This window comes from Nitrobacter vulgaris (assembly GCF_031453995.1).
Classification (GTDB): domain Bacteria; phylum Pseudomonadota; class Alphaproteobacteria; order Rhizobiales; family Xanthobacteraceae; genus Nitrobacter; species Nitrobacter vulgaris.
The window spans coordinates 57,420-79,327 of record NZ_JAVDPZ010000011.1 but is presented as its reverse complement, the minus strand read 5'-3'; the positions used below and the strand labels follow the sequence as shown (position 1 = coordinate 79,327).

The 21,908-nt window shown below is 61.3% G+C and carries 16 protein-coding genes; 8 read left to right on the top strand and 8 right to left on the bottom strand.

Features of this window, described 5'->3' with window-relative positions; all coding sequences use genetic code 11:
• Positions 1–39 precede the first annotated feature (39 nt).
• From GGQ85_RS09125 to GGQ85_RS09115, 3 genes are all read left to right on the top strand, one after another.
• Entirely contained in the window at positions 40–474 is a 435-nt protein-coding gene (locus GGQ85_RS09125; protein WP_079446143.1) for a hypothetical protein, read from the top strand.
• A 688-nt stretch (positions 475–1,162) separates the two neighbouring features.
• Positions 1,163–2,290: a lysylphosphatidylglycerol synthase transmembrane domain-containing protein gene (locus tag GGQ85_RS09120; RefSeq protein WP_309774224.1), complete on the top strand. Its 1,128-nt coding sequence runs from the start codon at positions 1,163–1,165 to the stop codon at positions 2,288–2,290.
• Between the two features lie 57 nt (positions 2,291–2,347).
• The gene (locus GGQ85_RS09115; protein ID WP_309774223.1) at positions 2,348–4,396 is read left to right on the top strand and encodes an SGNH/GDSL hydrolase family protein; all 2,049 of its coding nucleotides are present in this window, start codon (positions 2,348–2,350) and stop codon (positions 4,394–4,396) included.
• Here GGQ85_RS09115 and GGQ85_RS09110 read toward each other — a convergent pair whose 3' ends face one another.
• The 5 genes from GGQ85_RS09110 to GGQ85_RS09090 all read right to left on the bottom strand — a co-directional run bounded on the left by GGQ85_RS09110 (position 4,397) and on the right by GGQ85_RS09090 (position 9,772).
• Entirely contained in the window at positions 4,397–6,934 is a 2,538-nt protein-coding gene (locus GGQ85_RS09110) for an HWE histidine kinase domain-containing protein (protein ID WP_309774222.1), read from the bottom strand.
• The gene (locus GGQ85_RS09105) at positions 6,931–7,521 is read right to left on the bottom strand and encodes a biliverdin-producing heme oxygenase (protein WP_309774221.1); all 591 of its coding nucleotides are present in this window, start codon (positions 7,519–7,521) and stop codon (positions 6,931–6,933) included. Before GGQ85_RS09105 ends, GGQ85_RS09110 begins: the two co-directional genes overlap by 4 nt.
• A 168-nt stretch (positions 7,522–7,689) precedes the next feature.
• Positions 7,690–8,718 (bottom strand): NAD(P)/FAD-dependent oxidoreductase, encoded by a 1,029-nt coding sequence (locus tag GGQ85_RS09100; RefSeq protein ID WP_309774220.1) that lies wholly within the window; start codon positions 8,716–8,718, stop codon positions 7,690–7,692.
• A gap of 231 nt (positions 8,719–8,949) precedes the next feature.
• Complete coding sequence (locus GGQ85_RS09095; RefSeq protein WP_079446138.1) at positions 8,950–9,270, bottom strand: 2Fe-2S iron-sulfur cluster-binding protein; 321 nt, start codon at positions 9,268–9,270, stop codon at positions 8,950–8,952.
• A gap of 124 nt (positions 9,271–9,394) precedes the next feature.
• Positions 9,395–9,772, bottom strand: a complete 378-nt coding sequence (locus GGQ85_RS09090) for an Hpt domain-containing protein (protein ID WP_309774217.1) — start codon at positions 9,770–9,772, stop codon at positions 9,395–9,397.
• Positions 9,773–10,151: 379 nt separating this feature from the next.
• Between GGQ85_RS09090 and GGQ85_RS09085 the strand changes: the two genes are divergently transcribed.
• The 3 genes from GGQ85_RS09085 (at position 10,152) to GGQ85_RS09075 (ending at position 18,212) form a co-directional block, all read left to right on the top strand.
• Positions 10,152–15,548 carry an apolipoprotein A-IV repeat region-like domain-containing protein gene (locus GGQ85_RS09085; RefSeq protein ID WP_309774216.1) on the top strand — a complete coding sequence of 1,799 codons (5,397 nt, stop codon included), beginning with the start codon at positions 10,152–10,154 and terminating at the stop codon, positions 15,546–15,548.
• A 385-nt stretch (positions 15,549–15,933) separates the two neighbouring features.
• A complete protein-coding gene (gene dgcA / locus GGQ85_RS09080; protein WP_079446189.1) occupies positions 15,934–16,929 on the top strand; it encodes an N-acetyl-D-Glu racemase DgcA in 996 nt (331 codons plus the stop codon).
• Positions 16,930–17,120: 191 nt separating this feature from the next.
• Positions 17,121–18,212, top strand: coding sequence for a hypothetical protein (locus tag GGQ85_RS09075; RefSeq protein ID WP_309774214.1), 1,092 nt, complete (start codon positions 17,121–17,123; stop codon positions 18,210–18,212).
• A gap of 26 nt (positions 18,213–18,238) precedes the next feature.
• On the opposite strand, the gene GGQ85_RS09070 is transcribed toward GGQ85_RS09075, so the two are convergent.
• The 3 genes from GGQ85_RS09070 to thiD all read right to left on the bottom strand — a co-directional run bounded on the left by GGQ85_RS09070 (position 18,239) and on the right by thiD (position 20,971).
• Positions 18,239–19,288 carry a glycosyltransferase family 4 protein gene (locus tag GGQ85_RS09070; protein ID WP_309774213.1) on the bottom strand — a complete coding sequence of 350 codons (1,050 nt, stop codon included), beginning with the start codon at positions 19,286–19,288 and terminating at the stop codon, positions 18,239–18,241.
• A complete protein-coding gene (locus tag GGQ85_RS09065) occupies positions 19,289–20,086 on the bottom strand; it encodes a UDP-2,3-diacylglucosamine diphosphatase (protein ID WP_079446187.1) in 798 nt (265 codons plus the stop codon).
• A gap of 78 nt (positions 20,087–20,164) precedes the next feature.
• Positions 20,165–20,971 (bottom strand): bifunctional hydroxymethylpyrimidine kinase/phosphomethylpyrimidine kinase, encoded by an 807-nt coding sequence (thiD, locus tag GGQ85_RS09060; RefSeq protein WP_079446134.1) that lies wholly within the window; start codon positions 20,969–20,971, stop codon positions 20,165–20,167.
• Positions 20,972–21,142: 171 nt separating this feature from the next.
• Between thiD and GGQ85_RS09055 the strand changes: the two genes are divergently transcribed.
• Together GGQ85_RS09055 and GGQ85_RS09050 are read left to right on the top strand one after the other, a co-directional pair.
• Entirely contained in the window at positions 21,143–21,388 is a 246-nt protein-coding gene (locus GGQ85_RS09055) for an Lrp/AsnC ligand binding domain-containing protein (RefSeq protein WP_079446133.1), read from the top strand.
• Positions 21,389–21,467: 79 nt separating this feature from the next.
• The gene (locus GGQ85_RS09050; RefSeq protein ID WP_309774211.1) at positions 21,468–21,893 is read left to right on the top strand and encodes a CHRD domain-containing protein; all 426 of its coding nucleotides are present in this window, start codon (positions 21,468–21,470) and stop codon (positions 21,891–21,893) included.
• Positions 21,894–21,908 lie beyond the last annotated feature (15 nt).

Sequence of the window (21,908 nt, the reverse complement as noted above, 5' to 3'; positions counted from 1 at the left end):
CGGATTTCACTTCGCTCGAAAACGCTATAGAAAACCCTCATGGCTGAAACCGCTTATTTTCCGCGCCACTTGATCGTCGGCGGGGCAATGGTGTCCGGCATATTGCTCGCTCTCGCCGTGCACATGCTGGGCGCTCAGATTGGTCTCGACCTCGGTGGGCTCTGGCGTTCCGATGCCAAGGAGTTCATGCCTGCGGGTGCCGCGATCGCATGGTGGCTGGTCGCAACGGCCAGCTTCTCCGGCAGCTATTTTGTCGCGACGCTGATGCATAGCGCAGCGTCCAACCGCATTCAGCAGCGGCTCCGGCAGTTCCTGATCGTAGTCGCCGTACTGTTTCTGGCGGGCGCGGGACAGGCCGCCTCGGCGCCCAGCACCGCGCCGACCGTCTCGAGTTTCATAACTGGCCTTGCCGTGCTCGGCCTTGGCGCGGCAATGGCCTTCTGCGGCGCTTACTTCACGCTGCGCAAGACCTGACTCTCAAAACGTCCATTGCATGACACTTCCGAGTCGCTAAGTCCCCGGCACAAGCTCATCGTGTGCTGGCATTCCGTCCTGGCTGTCCTGAGCAGGAAGGGGTGATCGATCCGGATTCGATTCGCACCGGCTCGCCAGTGCACTGCGAAGCGGCCATGCACAAGTTCAGCACCAGCTTCACAAATTGTTTCCCTCGCGTAATAAGCGATGTCATACATCCGACGCATAAGGAGCTGTCGGGGCTTTGATGATGTCGTCTGCAAGAACTTCCTAACCGGCGATGGAACACGGGGCGTCTTATGCCTATATGCATCGTCAACTCACTTTCGCCGCTGCGGACGCGCGCAGCGGGGATGTGTCCTGACTTTTTTCAACCGATGAAGGCGCCGCCGCGTTCAGGCCTGATAGCGACCGTCAAACGCCCCGTTTTGTCTTATGAGTTTTTCGCGTATGAGAGACGGAACAGCCGCTTGCCTTCCTCTCCGCAATCGGCTCGAAACGTATCGTGACCTGGTGTGGTGGTCAGAATTTGGCGTCATTGTCCCGACGAGGCCGTCGAGCGGCGTCTTCTGAAATCAAACCACACCGGAATAGTGAGATTACTAGTGTCCCTTGATTTCGAAATTCGCATTGGATGTTTCCACAAGGCCATAGGACCTTCGGAATCGGGGCGCTAGCGGGAGGACGAATGCAACGGCTGCTGACCGCGCTGCAGCGCGGCTTCAAGGAATGGATCGGCTGGAAACGGCTTGGTGTCGTTGCGAGCTTCGTCATCATCGCTTTCGCGATCACGACTCTTATCCACACCCTTAAGGGCGTCGACTCCGGTGTTATCCTGGTCGCGCTGACGGAAAAGTCGCCCTCCGAGATCGCCTTGGCCGCGCTTTGCGTCGTCGGGGCATTCTGCACCCTGACCTTTTATGATTTCTTCGCGGTGCGGACGATCGGCAAGGATCACATCCCCTATCGCGTCGCGGCGCTCGCAGCCTTCACGAGCTACACCATCGGCCACAACGTCGGCGCGACGGTGTTTACCGGCGGCGCGATCCGGTTTCGGATCTATTCGGACTATGGGTTGAACGCCATCGACGTCGCAAAGATCTGTTTTATCTCCGGGCTGACGTTCTGGCTCGGCAACCTGTTCGTGCTCGGCATCGGCATGGCCTGGCATCCCTGGGCGGCGAGCGCGATGGACCTGCTGCCGCCGTCAGTCAACCGCCTGATCGCATTCGGCTGCCTCGGCGGCATCGCAATCTATCTCGCCTGGATCATCACCGGTCGTAACCGCCGCGAACTCGGGCAGAACGGCTGGAAGGTCGTGCTGCCGTCCGCGCCGCTGACCTTCGTGCAGATCCTGATAGGAGTCGTCGATCTCGGATTCTGTGCATTGGCAATGTATCTGTTGATGCCCACGCATCCGGACATTGATTTCGTGTCGGTGGCGGTCGTTTTCATTCTGGCCACCCTGCTCGGCTTCGCCAGTCATGCGCCGGGAAGCCTCGGCGTGTTCGACGCGGCAATGTTGGTGGCGCTGCCGCAGTTCGGCAAGGAGCAGTTGCTGGCGACGCTGCTGGTATTCCGGATTCTCTATTTCATGATTCCGTTCGCCATTGCCATCACCATCATGGGCACCCGCGAACTCTGGCTCAACGTGGTGCAGCCTTGGCAGCACCGCCGCAGGATCAACGGCAACGGCAACAGCGACGTTATCGGTGACAACGGCGCTAACGACGACCACGGTAACGGCAACAGTGATGGCCCGCCGGATGAGGCGGCATCGCCACGGGCGGCCAAGTCGCCGGTCGTGCAGGACTGAGCCGGCGACTTCCTCTCCGCTCTTATTTCCGCCAAAACTGTCACGTCAAAACCATTCATGCTCCGCGCCCACGCCTCGTTCCTGGTCGGTATTGCCCTCACATTTCTTGGTAGCCTTGCCGCGCAGCAAATCGCCGCGCAGCCGCTTTCCACGGGCAACGCCCCGGCCGACCCCACCGCTCCAATCCAGGATCAGGCTGCCGGCGGAATGCAGATTTCCTGGGAGGTCCGTAGTCGCTTCCGACTGTTCCGGGAGGAGCGGGATTTCCAGATCCATGTCGCCGCTGCCGGCAACCAGAGCATTCTCGCTGCTGAGCAGGCGCTGGAACTGCAAAGCGACGGCCGCGGCTGGGCTCGCAACGCCGTGAACCGTCTTTGCATCGATCTCGGGGGACACATCAGCGAGCCCTGCACGCGCGACAAGATCAAGGAAAGCTATCTGACGCCGACGGAGCATCCGGTCACCGTGCGCCTGACCGGCGCGGTCCCGGTCGGCGCCGTCTGCGCCTGGTCGTTCGATGATGGCGATGGCCCCCGCGCCACGACGCAGGACTGCGCCGAGCCGATCGACTTCCGCGCCCGCTATGGCCGCGCCACCAATGCCACCGTCGATGTCACGAGCGGCAGCGACGCACCGCAGCGCCTGATGACGCAGATCAAGGTGCGCGACATCCTGGTCGCCGGCCTCGGCGACTCCATCGCTTCCGGTGAAGGCAACCCGGATCGCCCTGTTGCGCTGTCGGACGAAGGCTTTTGCTTCCGCTCCTATCTCGGCGGCGCGGCGGACGAATTTTACCGGCCGAGCCGCGCCGGCTACAAGGGCGGCCGAGCCTGCGGCACCTCCGGCTCGCTACAGACCTGGCAACAATACGGCGCGCTGTGGATGAACGCGGCCTGCCATCGCTCGCTTTACAGCTACCAGGCCCGCACCGCACTCGCACTCGCGGTACGCTATACGCACATCGCGGTAACCTATCTGCCGCTGGCCTGCACCGGCGCCAGCATTCCCGACGGGATGCTGGGTTCGCAGCGTGCGCGCGAATGCCTGACCTCGAAGTCGTCGGCCAAGTGCCAGGGCACCGTCAACGGCCAGATCGCCCAGCTGCGCGAAGCGCTCGCGGCTGCGAGGCACCGCCAGCCCGACCGCAGGCTCGATCTCGTGCTGATGACCATCGGCGCCAACGACATCAATTTCTCCGGCCTCGTGTCCGACGTCATCGTGGATGCGGCAACCGAACGCGCGCTGTTCAGGCGCGGCGGCCTGATCGGATCGGTCGACGATTCACAATCGAGCCTCGTGCGCGACCTGCCGCAATCCTTTGCCCGGCTGCGCGCAGCATTGAAGCCACTGTTAGATAACGACCTGTCGCGGGCGGTGTTCGTCTCCTATGCCAACCCAGCGCTGGCGAACGGCGGCGCGCCCTGCACCGGCGGCAAAGCGGGCTTCGACGTGCATCCGTCATTCAATGCCGATCCCGGGCGGCTCGCCGCGGTCACCGGCTACGTTCAAAATGAATTCCTGCCGCGGCTGAAAGCCCTCGCCTTGTGCCAGTCCGGCGTGATCTGCCGCGATCCCGCCGGCGACCGCATGACCTTCGTCGAGGCGCATCAGGCGGCTTTCGCCGATCACGGGTTTTGCGCGCGCGCCGGCAGCGATCCCGAATTCGACCGCGAATGTTTCTCGCCCCAAGGCAACAGCTTCGTCAGCAACATCGTCGAGGCGCCGCAGCAGCCTCTCGCCTGCGGCCGTGAGGCAAGCGCGTTCCGCGCCTATCTGCCCCGCGCGCGCTGGATCCGCGACGCCAACGACAGCTACTTCACCGCGATGACCTACCCGCAGGCGCAGTCCTCATCGATGCAGCCGTCCGACATCCATGACGCGACATGGGGACTGCTCTCCGCAGTGTATGGCGGCGCGATCCATCCGACCGCCGAGGGTCATGCCGCGATGGCGGACGCCGCGCTGCCGGCGGCCGAGGCGCAACTGCATCTCAACGCCGTCGACGGGAGCAACGTGACAGGCGAACCGCTGCCGCCATTGGCGTTGCCGACGTCGCCGGCACTCACCCCACCAGCGGCAACCCCACCCGCACCGATGCAGCAATAGTCAGCCTGCGCACGCCATGTTTGCAAGCGCGGCTTCGACCACCTCTCGGGTGTAGGGCTTCTGGATCACCGGCACGCTGCCGAGTTCAGCCGGTATTGGCGCGCGCTCGCCGTAACCGGTGGCGAAGATGAATGGCACATTCAATTCCTGCAGCTTCATGCCAACCGGAATACTATTCTCGTTGCCGAGATTGAGATCAAGCAACGCGAAGCTCGGTTTGGTGCGTTCAATTGAGTTCAACGCCTGAGCGACTGAGGCCGCCGTATTCACGTGGCGAGCGCCGAGTTCAAGAAGGATCACCTCGCCGCTCATTGCGATGATGAGATTGTCCTCCACGATCAAAGCCGTGTCGGAGATGCGGGGCGCCTCCTGCTTTTTTGCTTCAATCCGCTCCGACGCGTTCGCCAGAGACGGCACCCACTCGATAAAGTTGGGCGGGATGACAAAGCGAGCCTGAACGCCGAACAAGTCAAAATGGATCTCTGCGTCGCCTTTGAGGTCGAAGGGAATCGAGCGCTCGATGATGGTGGTACCGAAGCCGCGGCGCGATGGAGGCTGGACCGGCGGGCCGCCGCTTTCCTTCCAATTGATCACAAGACCCGACTGATCATCAATATTCCAGATGATTTCGACCCGGCCGACCGAGTCAGCCAGCGCGCCATACTTGGCCGAGTTGGTCATCATCTCGTGGACGACCAGCGCCAGCGCCGCAAACGCCTTGGGATCCAGAGCGACCTCAGGCCCCTTCATCTCGATCCGGTCGGCGCGCGCTCCGAGATAAGCGCCCGCTTCCGACTCCACCAGCGACCGCAATGCGACCGGCGCCCAGTTGAGATTGGTGATCTGGTCGTGAGCGCGCGCCAGTGCCTGGATGCGGCCGCCGAGCACGCCGGCAAATTCCTCGATGCTGACGGCCGTGGTCTTGCTCTGGGCAACCAGCCCGCGCACCAGGCTCAGAATGTTGCGGACGCGATGATTGAGTTCTGCAATCATCAATTCCTGCCGCTCCTGCGCGTTACGGCGCTCCCGCGCTGCGAGATCGGCAAGTTGCAGGATCACCTCGAGCAGCGTGACCCGAAGGCTTTCCGCGATATGAAGATCGGCTGACGTCCAGGGTTTGGACTGACCGCGCACGACTTCTTGCCAGAGCTCGAAACTTTTGCGCGGTGTTAGCCGGGGCCCGTGCGGTCCCTCCTGATAAGATTTGTTGGGATCGCCCGCCCAATTCACCGACTGCTGGATTTCCCGGCGGAAGAAGAGCAGGCAGTCGCGCGGGGTCCGCGACAGCGGAATGGCGAGAAAGCCCGCGGCCCGGTCGCGAAACGACTCGCCGGCGGCGTAAACTTTGCCTATCTCGGCGGTGGCGAATATCCGTCCCGGCGAGGTGCGATTGATAAATGCTACGAGATCCTTGACCTCGTTCTCCCGCGGTGTCTCACCATCGAGCGTGATCTCTCCCTCCGACCACACGGCGATCCCGTCGCATGCGATCATCTTGCGATACTCGGGCATGAAATCCAGCACCGCGCGCTTGCTATGGGCGTGCGTCGCCGCCGCCTCCATCAACCGCTCCTGGATTTGCTGCGCCTTGCTCTCGTAGGCGACGTCCTCTTCGCGGATTTGTCCCTCAAGTATCCACGAAAACATCTGACCGAATAATTCGGAAGCGGTCCGCCGCTCGAAGGAAATGTGCCTCGGCGAATAGTGGTGGCATGCGAAGAGCCCCCACAGCTTGCCCTCGCGTAGGATCGAGACCGACATCGAGGCGCCGACGCCCATGTTGCGCAAATATTCGATGTGGATCGGAGAGACCGAACGCAGGACGCTCATCGACAGGTCGAGCGGATTGGTATGCATCGGCAGCGATTGCAGCGGCGCGGGCTTTTCATTGATGTCGGCGATGATCCGCAGCCAGTTGCGCTGATAGAGCAGCCGCGCCTGCTTCGGAATGTCCGAAGCCGGGTAGTGCAGGCCGAGGAAGGACTCCAGGCCGGAGGTCGCGGCTTCGGCGATTACCTCGCCGGAGCCGTCGAAATGGAAGCGGTACACCATGACGCGATCGAAGCCGGTCAGAACCCGAAGCTGCCGCGCCGCCTCCTGTGCAAGCTCTGTGGTGGTGCGCCTCTTGCGGATACGCGCCAGCATCAGGCGAACGAGCTCGCCGGAATTTACGCCCGGTTCAACGATGCTCGGCTCTGCCTCGATCACGAAGTAGACGCCAGAGAAATGAACCGCCAGATCGAATGGCGGCCCATCCGGCATGAGTGGAATACCGAACATACGCTCGACAGCGTCCGGGCCTGAGAGAAAATCAATCCGCTCGCGGATCGACTTCACCGCCGACTCCAGCAGGATGTCGTCGACGGGACACTGCAACAATTCGCCAGCGGCGATTCCGAGGTGCTGCTTCACACTTTCGGAAGCTATGCTGATGGTGAAATCGGGCAACAACGCGAGCAAAAAGCCGAATGGCTGGACGCTGCCAGGAATATGGATCGGCTCGCGATCGCAATTTGTAAGATCGACCTCGATGTTCATGGGCGCGCGAACGCCCTGCCGAACAGATTGAAAGCCATGATCGAGCCGGCGACCGCGCCCGCCTCATCGGCTATGCGGCTCTTCCGATTGAGTACCGCAAGGAAAGTCTGCCACAACGACACTGAGCCATGGCCGAGATAGGCTGTTGCATTTGCCACCATCGGATCGGACGATGCGCTCACGGTGCGCAACAGATATCTGGCGCCAAGCCGCGAGCCCTCCAGAACGTAAAGCACACCGAGTGTCTCGGCGTGGCTCAAGCGCTTAACCGACGGAAGCGGCAGGACTTGTCCCCCGATCCGCGCGAGATCACTGCGGATCGCTTGAGTACGCGCACGCTCCTGCCAATCCTTGACAACCGCGTTCACATTGGAGTCTTCGAGCGCTGCTTCGAGCGGGATCAAGGCCGCTGCGGTCGCTTCAAGAAAATGCCGATAGCATGCGAGGCTAGTCAAGTTGGAGGCGGCTATCCGCGCGTCCAACGATTGATGCGCTGTAGCCGTCGCTTCACGCAGCCGGACCCGAAGTCCCTGCGAGCGTGAGCCACGAGCTCTACCTCGAGCGATTAATTCCGCGAAAGTATGCATTACCCCAACCCGCTGGAAGCTCGGTACCAACGTAAAACGCTAGATACCGCGCCTGGTTCCACACGGGCCCAGAGGCTATCGCGCCACCGGACAGGCAGCAGGATTCTTGATCGAAATTTGAGGTCGCCGCGATGAAACGCCGGATCAAGTCGGCGAGAACATCCGGTCTCAATTCACCCCGAGCTTCTTCTGCAGGCTCGACGACGAGGTGGTGTACTGGAACACCAGCCGCTTGTCCGGATAGACGTAGCGATGCGCCTTCTGCGCCATCAGCGCGCCCTCGTGGAAGCCCGAGAGGATGAGCTTCAGCTTGCCGGGATAGGTGTTGATGTCACCGATCGCGAAGATGCCGGGCACGTTGGTCTCGAACGACGCGGTTTCCACCGGGACCAGATTGTTCTCAAGATGAAGGCCCCAGTTGGCGACCGGGCCGAGCTTCATGGTCAGACCGAAGAACGGCAGCATGGTATCGCAACTGACCGTCGACATCGCATTGTCGCTCCCCTTCACCTGCGCGCCGGAGAGTTTTCCGTCCGCGCCTTCCAGAGCCGTGACCTGACCGATCTTCAAATCCATTTTGCCGTCGGCGACCAGCTTGCGCATTTGCTCGACGCTATGAGGCGCCGCGCGAAAATCGTCGCGACGATGCAGTAGCGTCATGCGCTTCGCCAGCGGGTGCAGGTTGAGCGTCCAGTCGAGCGCGGAGTCGCCGCCTCCGACGATCAGAATCTCCTTGTCGCGGAATTGCTCCATCTTGCGCACCGCATAGAACACGGAAGTGTTTTCATAAGCCTCGATGCCGGGCACCGGCGGCCGTTTCGGCTGGAACGAGCCGCCGCCCGCGGACACTACGACGACCTTGCACTCGAACACCTGGCCAGCGTCGGTGGTGACGCGGAATCCGGGATCGCCGATTTTCTCGATGCTCTCCACCATCTCGTTGAGATGGAACGTCGGGTTGAACGGCTTGATCTGCTCCAGCAGGGCTTCGGTGAGCCCTTGACCGGTCACCAACGGAATACCGGGAATGTCGTAGATCGGCTTCTCCGGATAAAGCTCGGCGCACTGCCCACCGATCTTGTCGAGGATGTCGACAAGATGCACCTTCATGTCGAGCAGCCCCAGTTCGAACACGGCAAACAGTCCGCAGGGGCCCGCACCGATAATCAGCACATCCGTCTTGATCGCTTCGCTCATGTCAGCTTCTTTTTCCGTTGAAACCTTTGCGCGGGCCAGCAGGACGGCCGCGCCGCTGCCTGGATATTCCTGACGCGTTTCTTCCCGCGAACGCTTATCAAATTCGCTTCGCTATAACCAACCGGCCGGTTTGAGGAAAGCCATAAACTGTCGCGGCGCCTGCACCGCGTCCGGCCAGCGTCACGCCAGATGCGGCTTTGTGGGCGGGCGTCAGTCGGCTATGCGACGCACTTAAGCCTGCCGTTCCGGTACCGTAACCACGAGGCCTTCGAGTTCGTCGCTTACCTTGATCTGGCAGGACAATCGCGAATTCGGCCGCACATCGTAGCCGAAGTCGAGCATATCCTCTTCCATCGGCGTCGGTTTGCCGACCTTCTCGGCCCACGCGTCGTCGATATAGACGTGACAGGTGGCGCAGGCGCAGGCGCCGCCGCATTCGGCCTCAATGCCGGGAACGGCGTTACGGATTGCAGCTTCCATGACGGTCGCGCCGTTATCGACGTCAACAGTGCGGGTTTCGCCGGAATGGTCGACAAAGTTGATCTTGGTCATAGGGTGCCGTGTTGCCGAACAGATTACTGGTAATGAGGAAGTTCGGCTGTCCTATAACGAAACGATCGGGCCAACGCCAGCGGTCGGCGCAAAAAGGCGCACTCGCAGGAATTCGCCCGTGGCCTCAGGAGCGCCGCAGGATCGCATCAATTGCCTGGCAAACCTGATTGACGGTGTCATTCAGCGTAACCCGCGGCTCGGCCGGATCGGCACCCTTGCGAAGCGCGGTTTCCAGGTCGGCGGCGGCAGCGGCGACGTGAATGGCGCCTATCGCCCGCGCGGAGCCCTTCAGTTTGTGCGCCAGGATCGCGGCATTCGGCGGAAGTTGCGCCAGCGAGGCGACGAGCTCGGCGGCTTGACCGGCGAACATTGCCAAAACCTCCCGTTCAAGACCGTCATCGCCGAGTGTCATGCGATGGAGATGGTCGAAATCGATCGGCCCATCCTGTGGAACCAACGATGGCGAGGGCATCCAGTCGACCTGTCCAAGAGAAAACGACATTGCTGCTATCCGGGCATCCGCTGCGACGGCGAGGTTCCCCCCGCAGAATCCGACCCAGCCAATCACGGAACTGGTTAATGGAACGTTTCAGGTACGAAACTGACCTTCCGTATGTTTAGAGACCAATTTCGACCTACTGCCCCATGACTTTCGAGCCGCGCGAGCGGTGGGCGTCGCCAGCCGTTAACGATGATTAAGATTGTGTTAATCACGACCATTTCATTCGAGACGCCAAGCCAATAGGATGTTGGGGGGAAGTGACCGACAACGGGCGGTGGCGATTGCCGCGCCTGGGACCGGCTTGGGGCTCGGGTCGGCGACCGGACTTGCAGCGGCGACGCGAACTTGCGGTTTGCGTAACACGAGGGCGTGGACTGAGATGGCGAACAATCCCAAGAAGATCAAAGATCCGACAGAGGTCGCTCTCTCCGCCATACAGGAGGCGCTGAGCATAGGTGAGGCATCCGCAGCAGACCTTGATCAGGCTGTGACCCGTCACGATGTCGTCCCGCCGGTCCCACCCGCTGGCCATGGCGAGGAGTGGCCCGGCATCCGTGCAGATCGACCGATTCCTGAAGCCGCAGAAGGACCGCACTTCACGCGACGCCCTGCCAACGACGACCGTGAAACGATCGGACAGATCCTTCAGTCGCTCCAAAAGAGCGGTCCTTCCCGCAACATCTATACGCTGGCGACGCTGTTCGCCGGTATCTGGATTCTCGGCGCCGGTCTTCTGACGATCAGCTTTTTGCCGTCGCTTCAGGCGGCCCTTGGTCAGGGTAGCGGCGGCACGCTCGCCCTCACCGGTCTGATTGCCGTGTTTTTCGCCCCTGTGCTGCTGTTCTACTTTTTGGCCAATATGGCGTGGCGCGGACAGGAATTGCGCATGATCGCTCAGTCGATGGCCCAGGTGGCGATCCGATTCTCCGAGCCGGAAGGCTTGGCCAGCGATTCAGTGGTAACCGTGGGGCAGGCGATCCGGCGCGAAGTCGCCGCGATGGGCGACGGCGTCGAGCGTGCCATCGCCCGAGCCGGCGAACTGGAAGCTTTGGTCGCCAACGAGGTCGCCGCGCTGGAACGTGCCTATTCTGATAACGAGGTGCGGATTCGCGCTTTGCTTCAGGATATCGCGCATCAGCGGGACAACCTCGTCGGCCAGGCCGAGCAGGTCCGCAGTGCGATCTCGGGTGTCCAGATAGACCTGCGGCATGACATCGCGCTGATCAGTGATGCCATCGCCTCGCGCGTCGACGAAGTCGCAAAGGGCATCACCGGTACGTTGGAAGAGCGCGGCGAGCACATCACAACGGCTCTTAGTAATGCCGGAGACAACATGATTTTTGCGCTCGGCGAACGGGGCGGCGACTTGCTCGACCGCCTTGAGGAAGCCAGCGCCCAGACCGCACGCGCCGTTCTCGACGCCAGCGAGCGCTTGACCAGCAGCCTTAATTTCAAGACCGGTCACGTCCACGATGAATTCGTCGATCTGGCCGACCGCGTCCACGACATGCTGAACGATCGGATCGACCGGATTACGGGCGACTTCGAGCAAAAATCGGCATCCATCGTCGAGGGCATTTCGGACCGTACCGAACAAGTCCACGACGCTCTGAAAAATTCCAGCGATTCCCTGCTGGTGGAGCTCGAGCTTCGCGGCGGCGACCTTGCCAGCAAGATCGACGAGGCCGGCAACCGGCTGGCAAGCCGGATTCTATCGTGCGGTGACAAGGCGAGCGAAGCACTCGACGTCACAGTCAATACACTGGTGGCCAACGTTGTCACTCAAACCGAAACCGCGCACGATACGCTTAGCCTTCAGATGAACGCGTTCGATCAACTGGTGAAAGACCAAGGCTCCGAACTCGCAGAGAAATTCGCGCGCGACAGCGGCACGCTCGGCGCCCTGATCACTCGCCACATCTCGGAGTTTGATCGCACGGTGAAGACGTTCGGCGCTGAGATCGTCGATCGCCTTGGCCAGCGCACCGAAGATATCGCACAGAGTATGAAGAACTATGTCGATACCTTCGATACACGACTGACTTCCAATGGAGGCGAGATCAGCGCCGCGCTGGATCAGCATCTGGCAAGATTCGAAACCTCGCTCCAGTCGCGCGTCACCAATCTCGATGCTTCGTTTGACGCTAAAATCAAGTCGTTCGACGAATCGGTCAACGGCCGCCTGAAAACACTGGAGCAAATCTTCGATACGCGTGCAAAATCAGTCACGGAGACAATCGACAGCCGGCTCGGCACCCTCACCTCGTCGCTATCCGATGGCACCGCTCATGCGATCGGCTCGATCGAGAGTCGTCTCTCCCTCCTTACAACATCGCTGGCTGAAGGCGCGACGCAGGCCGTTGTGGCCCTTGAAGGACGCATCTCAGGGGTGACCGAAGCCATCGACGACCGTAGCGCTTACCTCGCGGATACGATCACAGCTCGGTTCCAGGAAATCCATCAAGGTCTCGACGAACGTGTGGGCTTTGTCGCAACCGCGATCGACACACGGGTCGCGCAGTTCGAGGATCTGCTCGGATCGCGAATTGAAGCTGTGGCAGGCCGCTTCGAATTGAGCGGGCGCGAGGCCAGCGACACACTGTTGGCACGCGCCGAAGAGCTGTCGCTCGGTATCAAGTCCCATGTCGAGGATGCGGAACGCTCGCTGACCAATCTGGTCGTCAACACAAGCGAAACCATTCAGACGGGTGCTCGCTCTGCTAAACAGTCCCTGCTTTCGATTTCAACCGATGTGGGTGCCCAGCTTCAGCTGACGTCGACGGAGGTCGAGCGCGCCTTGACCACAGCCGGAACGGCGGCTGCCAGCTCCATCCTCAACAGCGCCCGCGAGGCGCAGACGACGCTGATCAACTCATCCGCAGAGACTGCAAGTCAGGCGAAATCCCTGTCAGCCGATATCGAGCGGACGCTGACTGCCGCTGGCGCCAACACGGCAGATTCGGTTCTCGCCGGCGCGCGCGCGGCGCAGACCACGCTGGTCGCCGCGTCATCGGACGCCGCAAATCAAGTGAAATCGCTCGCGAGCGATATCGAACGCACGCTCACGACTGTCGGGTCCGACGTTGAGCGCATGCTGTCCGCCACCGGCACGTCGACCGCGAACACTGTCCTGTCGAGTGCGAGGGAGGCCCAGACCACACTCGTCAACGCTTCGGCCGACGCCGCAAATCAGGTCAAATCGCTCGGAAGCGACATTGAGCGAACATTGACAGCAGCGAGCGTTGATACCGCCGCCGCCATACTCAACAGCGCACGCGAAGCCCAGAGCACTCTCACCACCACCTCGGCAGAGGCCGTAAGTCAGGTCAAGTTGCTTGCAAGCGACATCGAGCAGACATTGACGACAGTGAGCGCCGGCACCGCCGCCGCCATACTCAACAGCGCGCGCGAAGCCCAGAGCACTCTCACCACCACGTCGGCCGATACCGCAAGCCAGGTCAAATCGCTCGCAAGCGACATCGAGCGGACATTGACGACAGTAAGCGCCGATACCGCCGCCGCCATTCTCAACAGCGCACGCGAAGCCCATAACACCCTCACCACCACTTCGGCCGATACCGTAAGCCAGGTCAAATCGCTGACGAACGAGATCGAACAGACGTTGACGACGGTAGGCGCTGAGACCGCCGCCGCGCTTCTCGGCAGCGCACGTCAGGCCCAGAGCACGCTGACCACCGCTTCCGCCGACTCTGCCAATCAGATCAAAGTGATCTCATCGGATATCGAACGCACCCTCCACGCAGCCGCGGCAAATACCACCGAGATAATTCAGGCGAGTGCGCAAAATGCGCAAACCGCCCTTGTCTCGGCGTCGAACGAAGTCAGCATGAAGGTCAAGTCGGCCTCGACCGACGCCGAGCGCTTGATCTTCTCGGCCAGCGGCGGCTTCGGCGCGATGATCACCGGTAAAACGGACGAGATCGTCAATTACGTTCAGCAGCAGACGGATCGTCTCTCACAGGTTCTCGACACCAAACGGGGATCTTTGATCGAAGCTCTCGGGAGCAAGGCCGATCAACTCAACTCCGATATCGGCCGCGTTACCGGCGACGCCCTCAAGTCGATCGAAGCCAGAGGCCAGGCATTCTCGCAATCGATCGCGGCGAATGGCTCTGACGTGGTCCGCACAATCACCAACGCGGGTGAGCTAGCAACGGCCGCGGTCAGCAAATCATTGAAGGATCTCGAGGAGGCATCCCACTCCGCCATCGATCAGTCCCGGCAAGCATCCATCGCGGCCGTCACCGAGATGCAGGAGACCAGCAAGATATTGCGCACGGATACAGTTGCGCTGTTTGAGCGGCTGCGCGAGGGCAATATTCTTCTTCAGGAGGTCCTCACCGGAGCGCACGAAAATCTCAATTCGCTGGAGCGCACGCTCGTCACACGCGTCGCCGATTTCGTCACTACGATGAGGGATGTCACCTCGCAGAGCGGCCTCGCGACTCAGACACTTGAAGATCAATTGACGTTGTTCAACACCAAAACCTCGAAGGCTCTCGATGATCTTGGCGGCTTGTCCGCCGAGTTTGAGAATCATGGAAAAATTTTGGTCGAAGCTACAGCGCGAGTCGAACAGAGCAACCGAAGCGCCACCTCCTCCGTCGAGGAGCGTAAGTCGGCGCTGGAATCACTCGTGACAACAATCGACTTGCGGACGACCGACTTCGACCAACGGCTGACGCGTTTTACGAGCTTGCTCGATGAATCGCTCGCCGCCGCCGAAGAGCGCGCCCGCGATATCGCGCGGGTGGTGGCCGAAACCGCCGGCGCGGGATCTGCCGCGATCAACCGTCAGTTTGAGGCCGTTCGGGCTACGGCCGAGGAAGAACGCCGGCTGACGTCAGAATCGATGAGCGAGATTTGCAAGAAGGCGAGCCAGGAAGCTGAATCGATGCTCAGGCAGTCCGCCGACCGGTTCGCCGCGTTGGTGCAGAGCATGAAGCAGATGTCGGCCGAGATGCATTCCGAACTGGAGGCGACGCGCGGCGAGCTTCGTCGCGGCGTGCTCGAGATGCCACAGGAGGCGGCGGAGAGCACCGCTCAGATGCGCAAAGTGATTGTGGATCAGATCGAAGCGCTTGCCGAACTCAACCGGATCGTCGCACGCCATGGCCATGGGTTCGACGTCGTCAGCAGCGGCAGTTCGCAGCGCGAGGAAGAGCCGGTGATGGCGGCCGCTGCCGGTCGGAGCGCGGCAACGGCACGCCCTGCGGCACGTATGCGTGACAACGGCAGTGCATCGAACCTGCCGACGCCGGACCTTGGCATTCAGTCAACTCGCCGCACCGATCAGCCAGCCAAACCGCCAGGCGCTGACGATGAGGGTGACGGTTGGCTTTCGGATTTGCTGAACCGCGCCGATACCGGAAGCGGCGACATTCCACGCGGACGACCAGCGCCGCCGGCTGCGCCTGTAAATCCTCTGGATTCACTGTCGCTCGATATCGGCCGCCTGATGGACCGCAAGCTTGTCGGCGAGATGTGGGACCGCTATCAGCGTGGCGAACGCAAGGCCTTCACTAAGCGGCTCTACACGCCAGGAGGTCAAAAGGCCTTTGACGAGGTGGCCCGCAAATACCGTACGGACCGCACTTTCAAACAGACGGCGGATCGCTACATTGCCGAATTTGAACGGCTGCTGGATGAGGTCGCACGCGACGAGCGAGAACCCTCGGTGATAAGCGACCATCTGACATCCGAGACCGGGTTGGTCTATACCTTGCTCGCGCATGCGGCGGGACGGCTCGCATAGCGCTTCACCGGCTGAAAAACGGAGGCTTAAACCTCCGTTTCTTGGCTTTTGATACCGACGAAGACCAGATCGCCCCCGGAATATCGCAGCCCTTTCAATTCAAGGGACCGCAGCGGGCACAAGATCGCGCTACACAGCATGCTCCTTCCGTCCCTTTAGAAGGCCAGCCGACAGCGCGGGGGCCGTGCGTTGCCGCCAACGTTTAGCCAGCGCCAGACCGGTCGCCTTGCGCAACCGTGTTCAGTGTGGGATCGTCGACCAACATTGGTTCCGCGCAGTGGTCTCTGCCGACATGAAGCGGAACGTCAACATGGGGTCGCTGGCTCGCGGATTTATCCCTCCCAACGTGACCGGCTTGCGGTGCATTCGGACCTGCCAATTGGAAATATTGTCGAACGACGCAATCACGCTTCGGTGCCGCATCGAACGCTGGCCGATCGCCGGGAGTTTCACGATCAGCCGCGGCGCCAAGACCGAAGCCGTCGTGGTCGTCGCCGAAATCAGCCGGAGTGGCCACACCGGACGCGGGGAATGCGTTCCATACGCTCGTTATGGGGAGACACCGGAAGGGGTTCTCGCTGCCATCCTTGGGATGCAGAAGCCTCTCGCAGCAGGCCTGGATCGCCAATCACTCGCGTCCGCCATGCCAGCTGGCGCGGCGCGGAACGCACTGGACTGCGCGCTCTGGGATCTCGAGGCTAAATGCAGCGGCCGGCGGATATGGACGTTACTGGATCGTTCGGCGCCCTCTCCTCGCTCCACGGCCTACACAATCTCACTCGGCTCGCCTGAGGCGATGGCGGCAGCGACCGCCAAAGCCGCGCATCGGCCCCTCCTCAAGATCAAACTTGGTGGCGACGGCGATCCCCAGCGCATAGCCGCTGTGCGCAAACAAGCGCGCGAATCGGAACTGATCGTCGACGCCAACGAAGCATGGACGCTTCATAATCTCGAGCGGAACCTGGCGGCTTGCGAGGCCGCCGGCGTCACGCTCGTCGAGCAACCCCTCCCCGCAGGGAGCGACGACGCGCTGGCACGCATTCGCAGACCCATTGCTGTCTGCGCCGATGAAAGCGTTCATGACCGGGCATCGCTCGACGGCCTTCGGGAACGCTACGACGCCATCAATATCAAGCTCGATAAGACCGGCGGTCTGACCGAAGCGCTGACCATGGCAGATGCGGCCCGCGCGTTGCGTTTCGAAATCATGATCGGGTGCATGGTCGCAACTTCGCTGTCGATGGCGCCCGCCATGCTGATCGCGCAGCAAGCCCGCTTCGTCGACCTCGATGGTCCGCTGTTGCTGGCTGACGACCGTGACAACGGTCTTCGCTACGACGGCAGCACGGTCTATCCGCCAAACGCGGAGCTCTGGGGCTGATCCCGCCGGCTCTCACGGAACGTTCTTAGGGATGGTGCGCGGCAAGCTCACGGGCAAACGCAAACCACCTGCCCTCCAGAACGCGGCGAATGGGGGATTTCTGATTCGGATCGCGTCAATTCAATTGCGATTCGGGCTGAATCGTGTTGATCGTTACAGCAACGCGCAATGATTTACGCGACGAGTTTGCCATGGCCGATGAAGCTTTTGCCCTGTCGCCGATTTCCGCCAGCGCTGCGCCTCTCAGCGAGACCGACTTCGACGCCATTCGCGAAGCCTTTATGGAGACGTCGAGAGGCCGGTGGTTTCTTGCCGAGTACGCCAAGCGCAACCGCAGCGCCGACACTGCGATGGTGCTCGATGCCGTTGCGCGCATCGAGCAAACTATCGCGACTCAACAACAGGCAGCGCCCGCCGACACATTGCCCAACGCGCTCGCCGCGATCAGGAGAAGTCTCGTTGAAGCCAGAACCGCCACAATGGCGGCATTCGACAAGCGGATCATAAACGATGCACTCGTCCCGATTCAGAATGGCGTACGCATCATTCGTGAAATCTCGTGGCGTTGGCGCGAGATCGGCGGGGACAGCCGTATTTGCGATATCCTCGAGTCGCAGGCCGGCGCGATCGAGAAAGCTCATTCACAGCTTGCCGCCAGAGACGACGTGGCAGTGCTGCATTCAGCGTTCAGCCTGATCGAGGCAACACTCGACGGGTTGTGGGACTCGCCGACCTCGAAGGCTTCTCCGTCCCCACTCAAAACCGCATCCCCGACGACGAGCGACGAAGCCGTCACCCTACCCGAAGAAGCAGCATCTCACGAGCAGGCAATGGCGGAAGCTGCTGTCGTTGAGCCAGAAGCCGCCACCACTACTGCGGGCGACACGCCGGTCGCAGCCGCCGATGGAGCGACGACGGCAAACCATATCGAACGCGAACCCACCGCCGAAGTGAGTGAACAGGACATAGCGCACGACGACGCCGTGCTCGACATGATCGCGCTCGAAATGGCAGCGCCTGATTTCGAAGAACCCGCGACGGACCATGCTAATATTGACAGGCCGGAAACCATCGAGCTAGCGCCAGTTGCCGAGCCGATCGCAAACCGCTCTGACGCGCGTATTGATCCCGAGCCCGAGTCAACACCCGATATTGCCGCGCCACCTTCACTCGGCGTCTCGCTGCTGGAGAGCGGAATCGTCCCGCGAATCACGCCGCGTTCCGATCCGATGGCTCCGTTCAGGCGCATGACTCAAGCAGAAAAGATCGCGTTCTTTTCCTGACCATCCGTCTCCCATTGCAGCTTTTGTCAGGCGACGAAACGCGGGTTGGCGATGTGAGAACTTGCCGTTCTCGTCTCAGCTGCGCAAGCCTCAACTATATTGGTGACGAAAGCGCGGGCTGACTTCTCCCATGTCCGGCTGGCGGCAAACTCAAGGCAGGCCTCGGGCGCGATTTTCAGCGCCGCCAGGGACGCCGATCGTAAATCCTCGTCGAGGACGCCGACGGGAGTATCACCGATGACATCGCGCGGGCCGGCCGCAGGGAAGGCCGCGACCGGAACGCCGCTCGCTAGCGCTTCGAGAAGAACGAGGCCGAACGTATCGGTGCGGCTCGGGAACACGAAGACGTCGGCGGCGGCATATGTTGCTGCCAGTTGTTCGCCTGCTTGCGCGCCGAGAAAGACCGCGTCCGGATAGGTCCGCTCGAGCGTTGCGCGAGCCGGTCCATCGCCGACGACAACCTTGGTGCCGGGTAGATCGAGGCTGAGAAACGCATCGAGATTTTTCTCGACCGCAATGCGTCCGACCGACAGAAAAATCGGGCGCGGCAGGCGGAGATCGGTCTCCCGCGGATGAAACAAGCCGACGTCGACACCCCGCGGCCACAGCACCACATTGCGGAAGCCACGGTGGCGCAACTCGTCCGCAAGCGCTGGGGTTGCTGCCATGACCGCTCGGCTGGCACTATGAAACCAGCGTAGCGCGGCCCATATCCAGGCTTCGGGGATCGGCGCCCGCGCCGAAATGTAATCCGGAAAACGGGTATGGAAGCTCGTCGTGAACGGCCTTGCATGCTTGCGACAATAGCGACGCACCAAAAGGCCGATCGGCCCCTCGGTCGCGATGTGAATGCTGTCGGGATTGGCCTCTGCGATCAGCGCGGCGATCCTGGTCGGCTCGGGCAGTGCGACGCGAATTCCAGGATAACCCGGCAGCGCAACAGTCCGGAACGACTCCGGGGTCAGGAAGCGGATATCGACGCCAAACGGCCTGGCGGCGGCGGCAGTCATCGTCAGTGTCCGCACGACGCCATTGATTTGCGGATGCCAGGCGTCGGTAGCGATCAGTATACGCATCTACGCCGCACGCGCGCTTATAGGTACCACAGACGGCGAATGGCGCAACGGATCGGCCCATGTGATGATCTCAAATCGACCGTCCTCATGTTCGGCAAGCGCGGTGCAACTCTCCACCCAGTCGCCGCAGTTCATGTAGCAAATGCCCTGCTCGTTGCGGATCGTGGCGTGGTGAATATGGCCGCAGATCACGCCGTCGGCGCCGTGACGACGCGCCTCGCCGGCCAGCGTCTGCTCGAACGCGCCGATGTAGTTCACTGCGTTCTTGACCTTGAATTTCGCCCATTTCGATAGCGACCAGTACGGGAATCCGAACGAACGGCGGAACGCGTTGACGATACGATTGGCCCGGATGGCGAAGTCGTAGGCTTTGTCGCCGAGGTGGGCGAGCCACCGTGCGTTCTGAACCACCAGGTCGAAGATATCGCCATGGATAACGAGATAGCTCCGCCCGTCAGCGCCATTATGGATCGCGTTCTCGACGACCTCGATGCCACCGAAATGCGTTCCGTAATAGGACCGAAGGAATTCGTCGTGGTTGCCGGGCACGTAAATAACTGTCGCGCCTTTGCGCGCCTTGCGCAGCATTTTCTGGACGAGGTCGTTATGCGATTGCGGCCAGTACCAGCTCGACTTCAGCGCCCAGCCATCGATGATATCGCCGACGAGATAAATCGTCTCGGCATCGTGATACTTGAGGAAATCCAGCAACTGGCCGGCCTGAGAGCCGCCCGCACCCAGATGGACGTCGGAGATGAACAGAGCCCGGAAACGGCGATCTGGATTGCCTTCATTCATCGCGTCGCTGCCCATGGTAGCGCAGCTACCATGCCGTCATGACAGAGCAATGACAGACACAATCCGACGGCGACACCATCAGCCGCGATCGAACCCGTGAAAATGATGAACAGGTCCATGGCCGCGACCGACGTTTAGCCGGTCGGCGGCTGCGATCGCCGCCGTGATGTAATCTTTCGCTTTGCGCACGGCGGTTTCCATGCCGTCGCCTTTGGCCAGACCTGCAGCGATAGCCGACGACAGCGAACAGCCAGTTCCGTGGGTATTTTTCGTGGTGGCACGCGGAGCGGCAAACTGAAGCGTTCCTTGGCGGGTGACAAGATAGTCGACGCTTTCGGGACCATGCATGTGCCCGCCTTTGATCAAGACCGCAGCACAGCCTAGCTCCAGCAACCGCTGGCCCTGCCGCACGATATCGCTTTCACTCTCAGCAACGGGTTCGTCGAGCAGCATTGCGGCCTCCGGGAGGTTTGGCGTCATCAGTTGCGCTCGCGGAGCAAGTGTTCTCCGTAATGCCTCAACCGCATCAAACTCCAGCAGGCGGGCCCCCGAAGTCGCGACCATCACTGGATCGAGCACCACATGCGCGGGCGCCCAGCGCAACAGGCCAGCGACGATGGCATCGATCGTGGCGGCGTGAGCGACCATCCCGATCTTAAGGGCTGCGACATCGAGATCGCTGAACACGGCGTCGATCTGCGCGGTCACGAAATGGGCCGGAACGTGGTGGATTCCCATGACGCCTTGCGTGTTCTGCGCAGTCAGCGCCGTAATGACGGACGCTCCATAGACGCCAAGCGCGGCGAATGTCTTGAGGTCGGCCTGGATTCCCGCGCCGCCGCTGGAGTCGGAGCCAGCGATGGTCAAGGCGATAGGGACTGTCATCGTCTTCTCACGTAAGCCATCAAATCACGCCAGCATAATCAGCGCGGACCGGCAGGGATAGGCAACAGGGTTAGCCAGCAGGCGCAGGCGCGGCGTGCTTTCTCAAGCGCGACCGGTGTGCTCCCGACCTGAAATTGTTATATTGGAGCTTCGTCCTTCCGGAGATACGCGATGGTCCCCTTCTTCGTCCAATTCAAGTGCAAGCTCGGCCAATCCTATGCCGTCGCCAACACGCTCGCCGAAGCCGAGATCGCCTCCGAGATTTATTCCACCGCCGGCGACTACGACCTGCTGGCGAAGTTCTATGTCGATAACGACACCGATATCGGTCACTTCGTCAACGAAAAGGTGCAGGTCATTCCCGGCATTCAGGACACCCACACCATTATTACTTTCAAGGCGTTCGGATCGAAATAGCTGCTGCCGGTATCGGGAACAAACTGCGGAAAGCCTCGTTTGAATTTGCGCCAACTCTGAACACGATGAGGAGAAAACGATGAAAACCGCCGGGATTTCTCTCGCTGCCCTCACCCTCGCCGCTGCTATCACGTTCGCGGGTCAAGCCTCCGCTGAAAAACTGAAAGCAACCCTGAACGGCGCATCCGAAGTGCCCGCCAATACCAGCAAGGGCACCGGAACGGTCGATGCGAACTACGATCCCGCGTCCAAAAAACTGACGTGGAAACTGACCTATTCGGGTCTCACCGGTCCGGTGACGGCCGCCCATTTCCATGGCCCGGCAGCCGCTGGCGAGAATGCGGGCATTGCAGTTACGATCCCCGATGCGACGTCCAGCCCGGCCGACGGCAGCGCTACGCTGACCGACACGCAAGCCGCCGATCTCCTTGCCGGCAAGTATTATGTCAACGTCCACACCGCAGCCCATCCTGGCGGCGAAATCCGGGGTCAGGTCACCAAGTAGGCTTCCGACTCGACC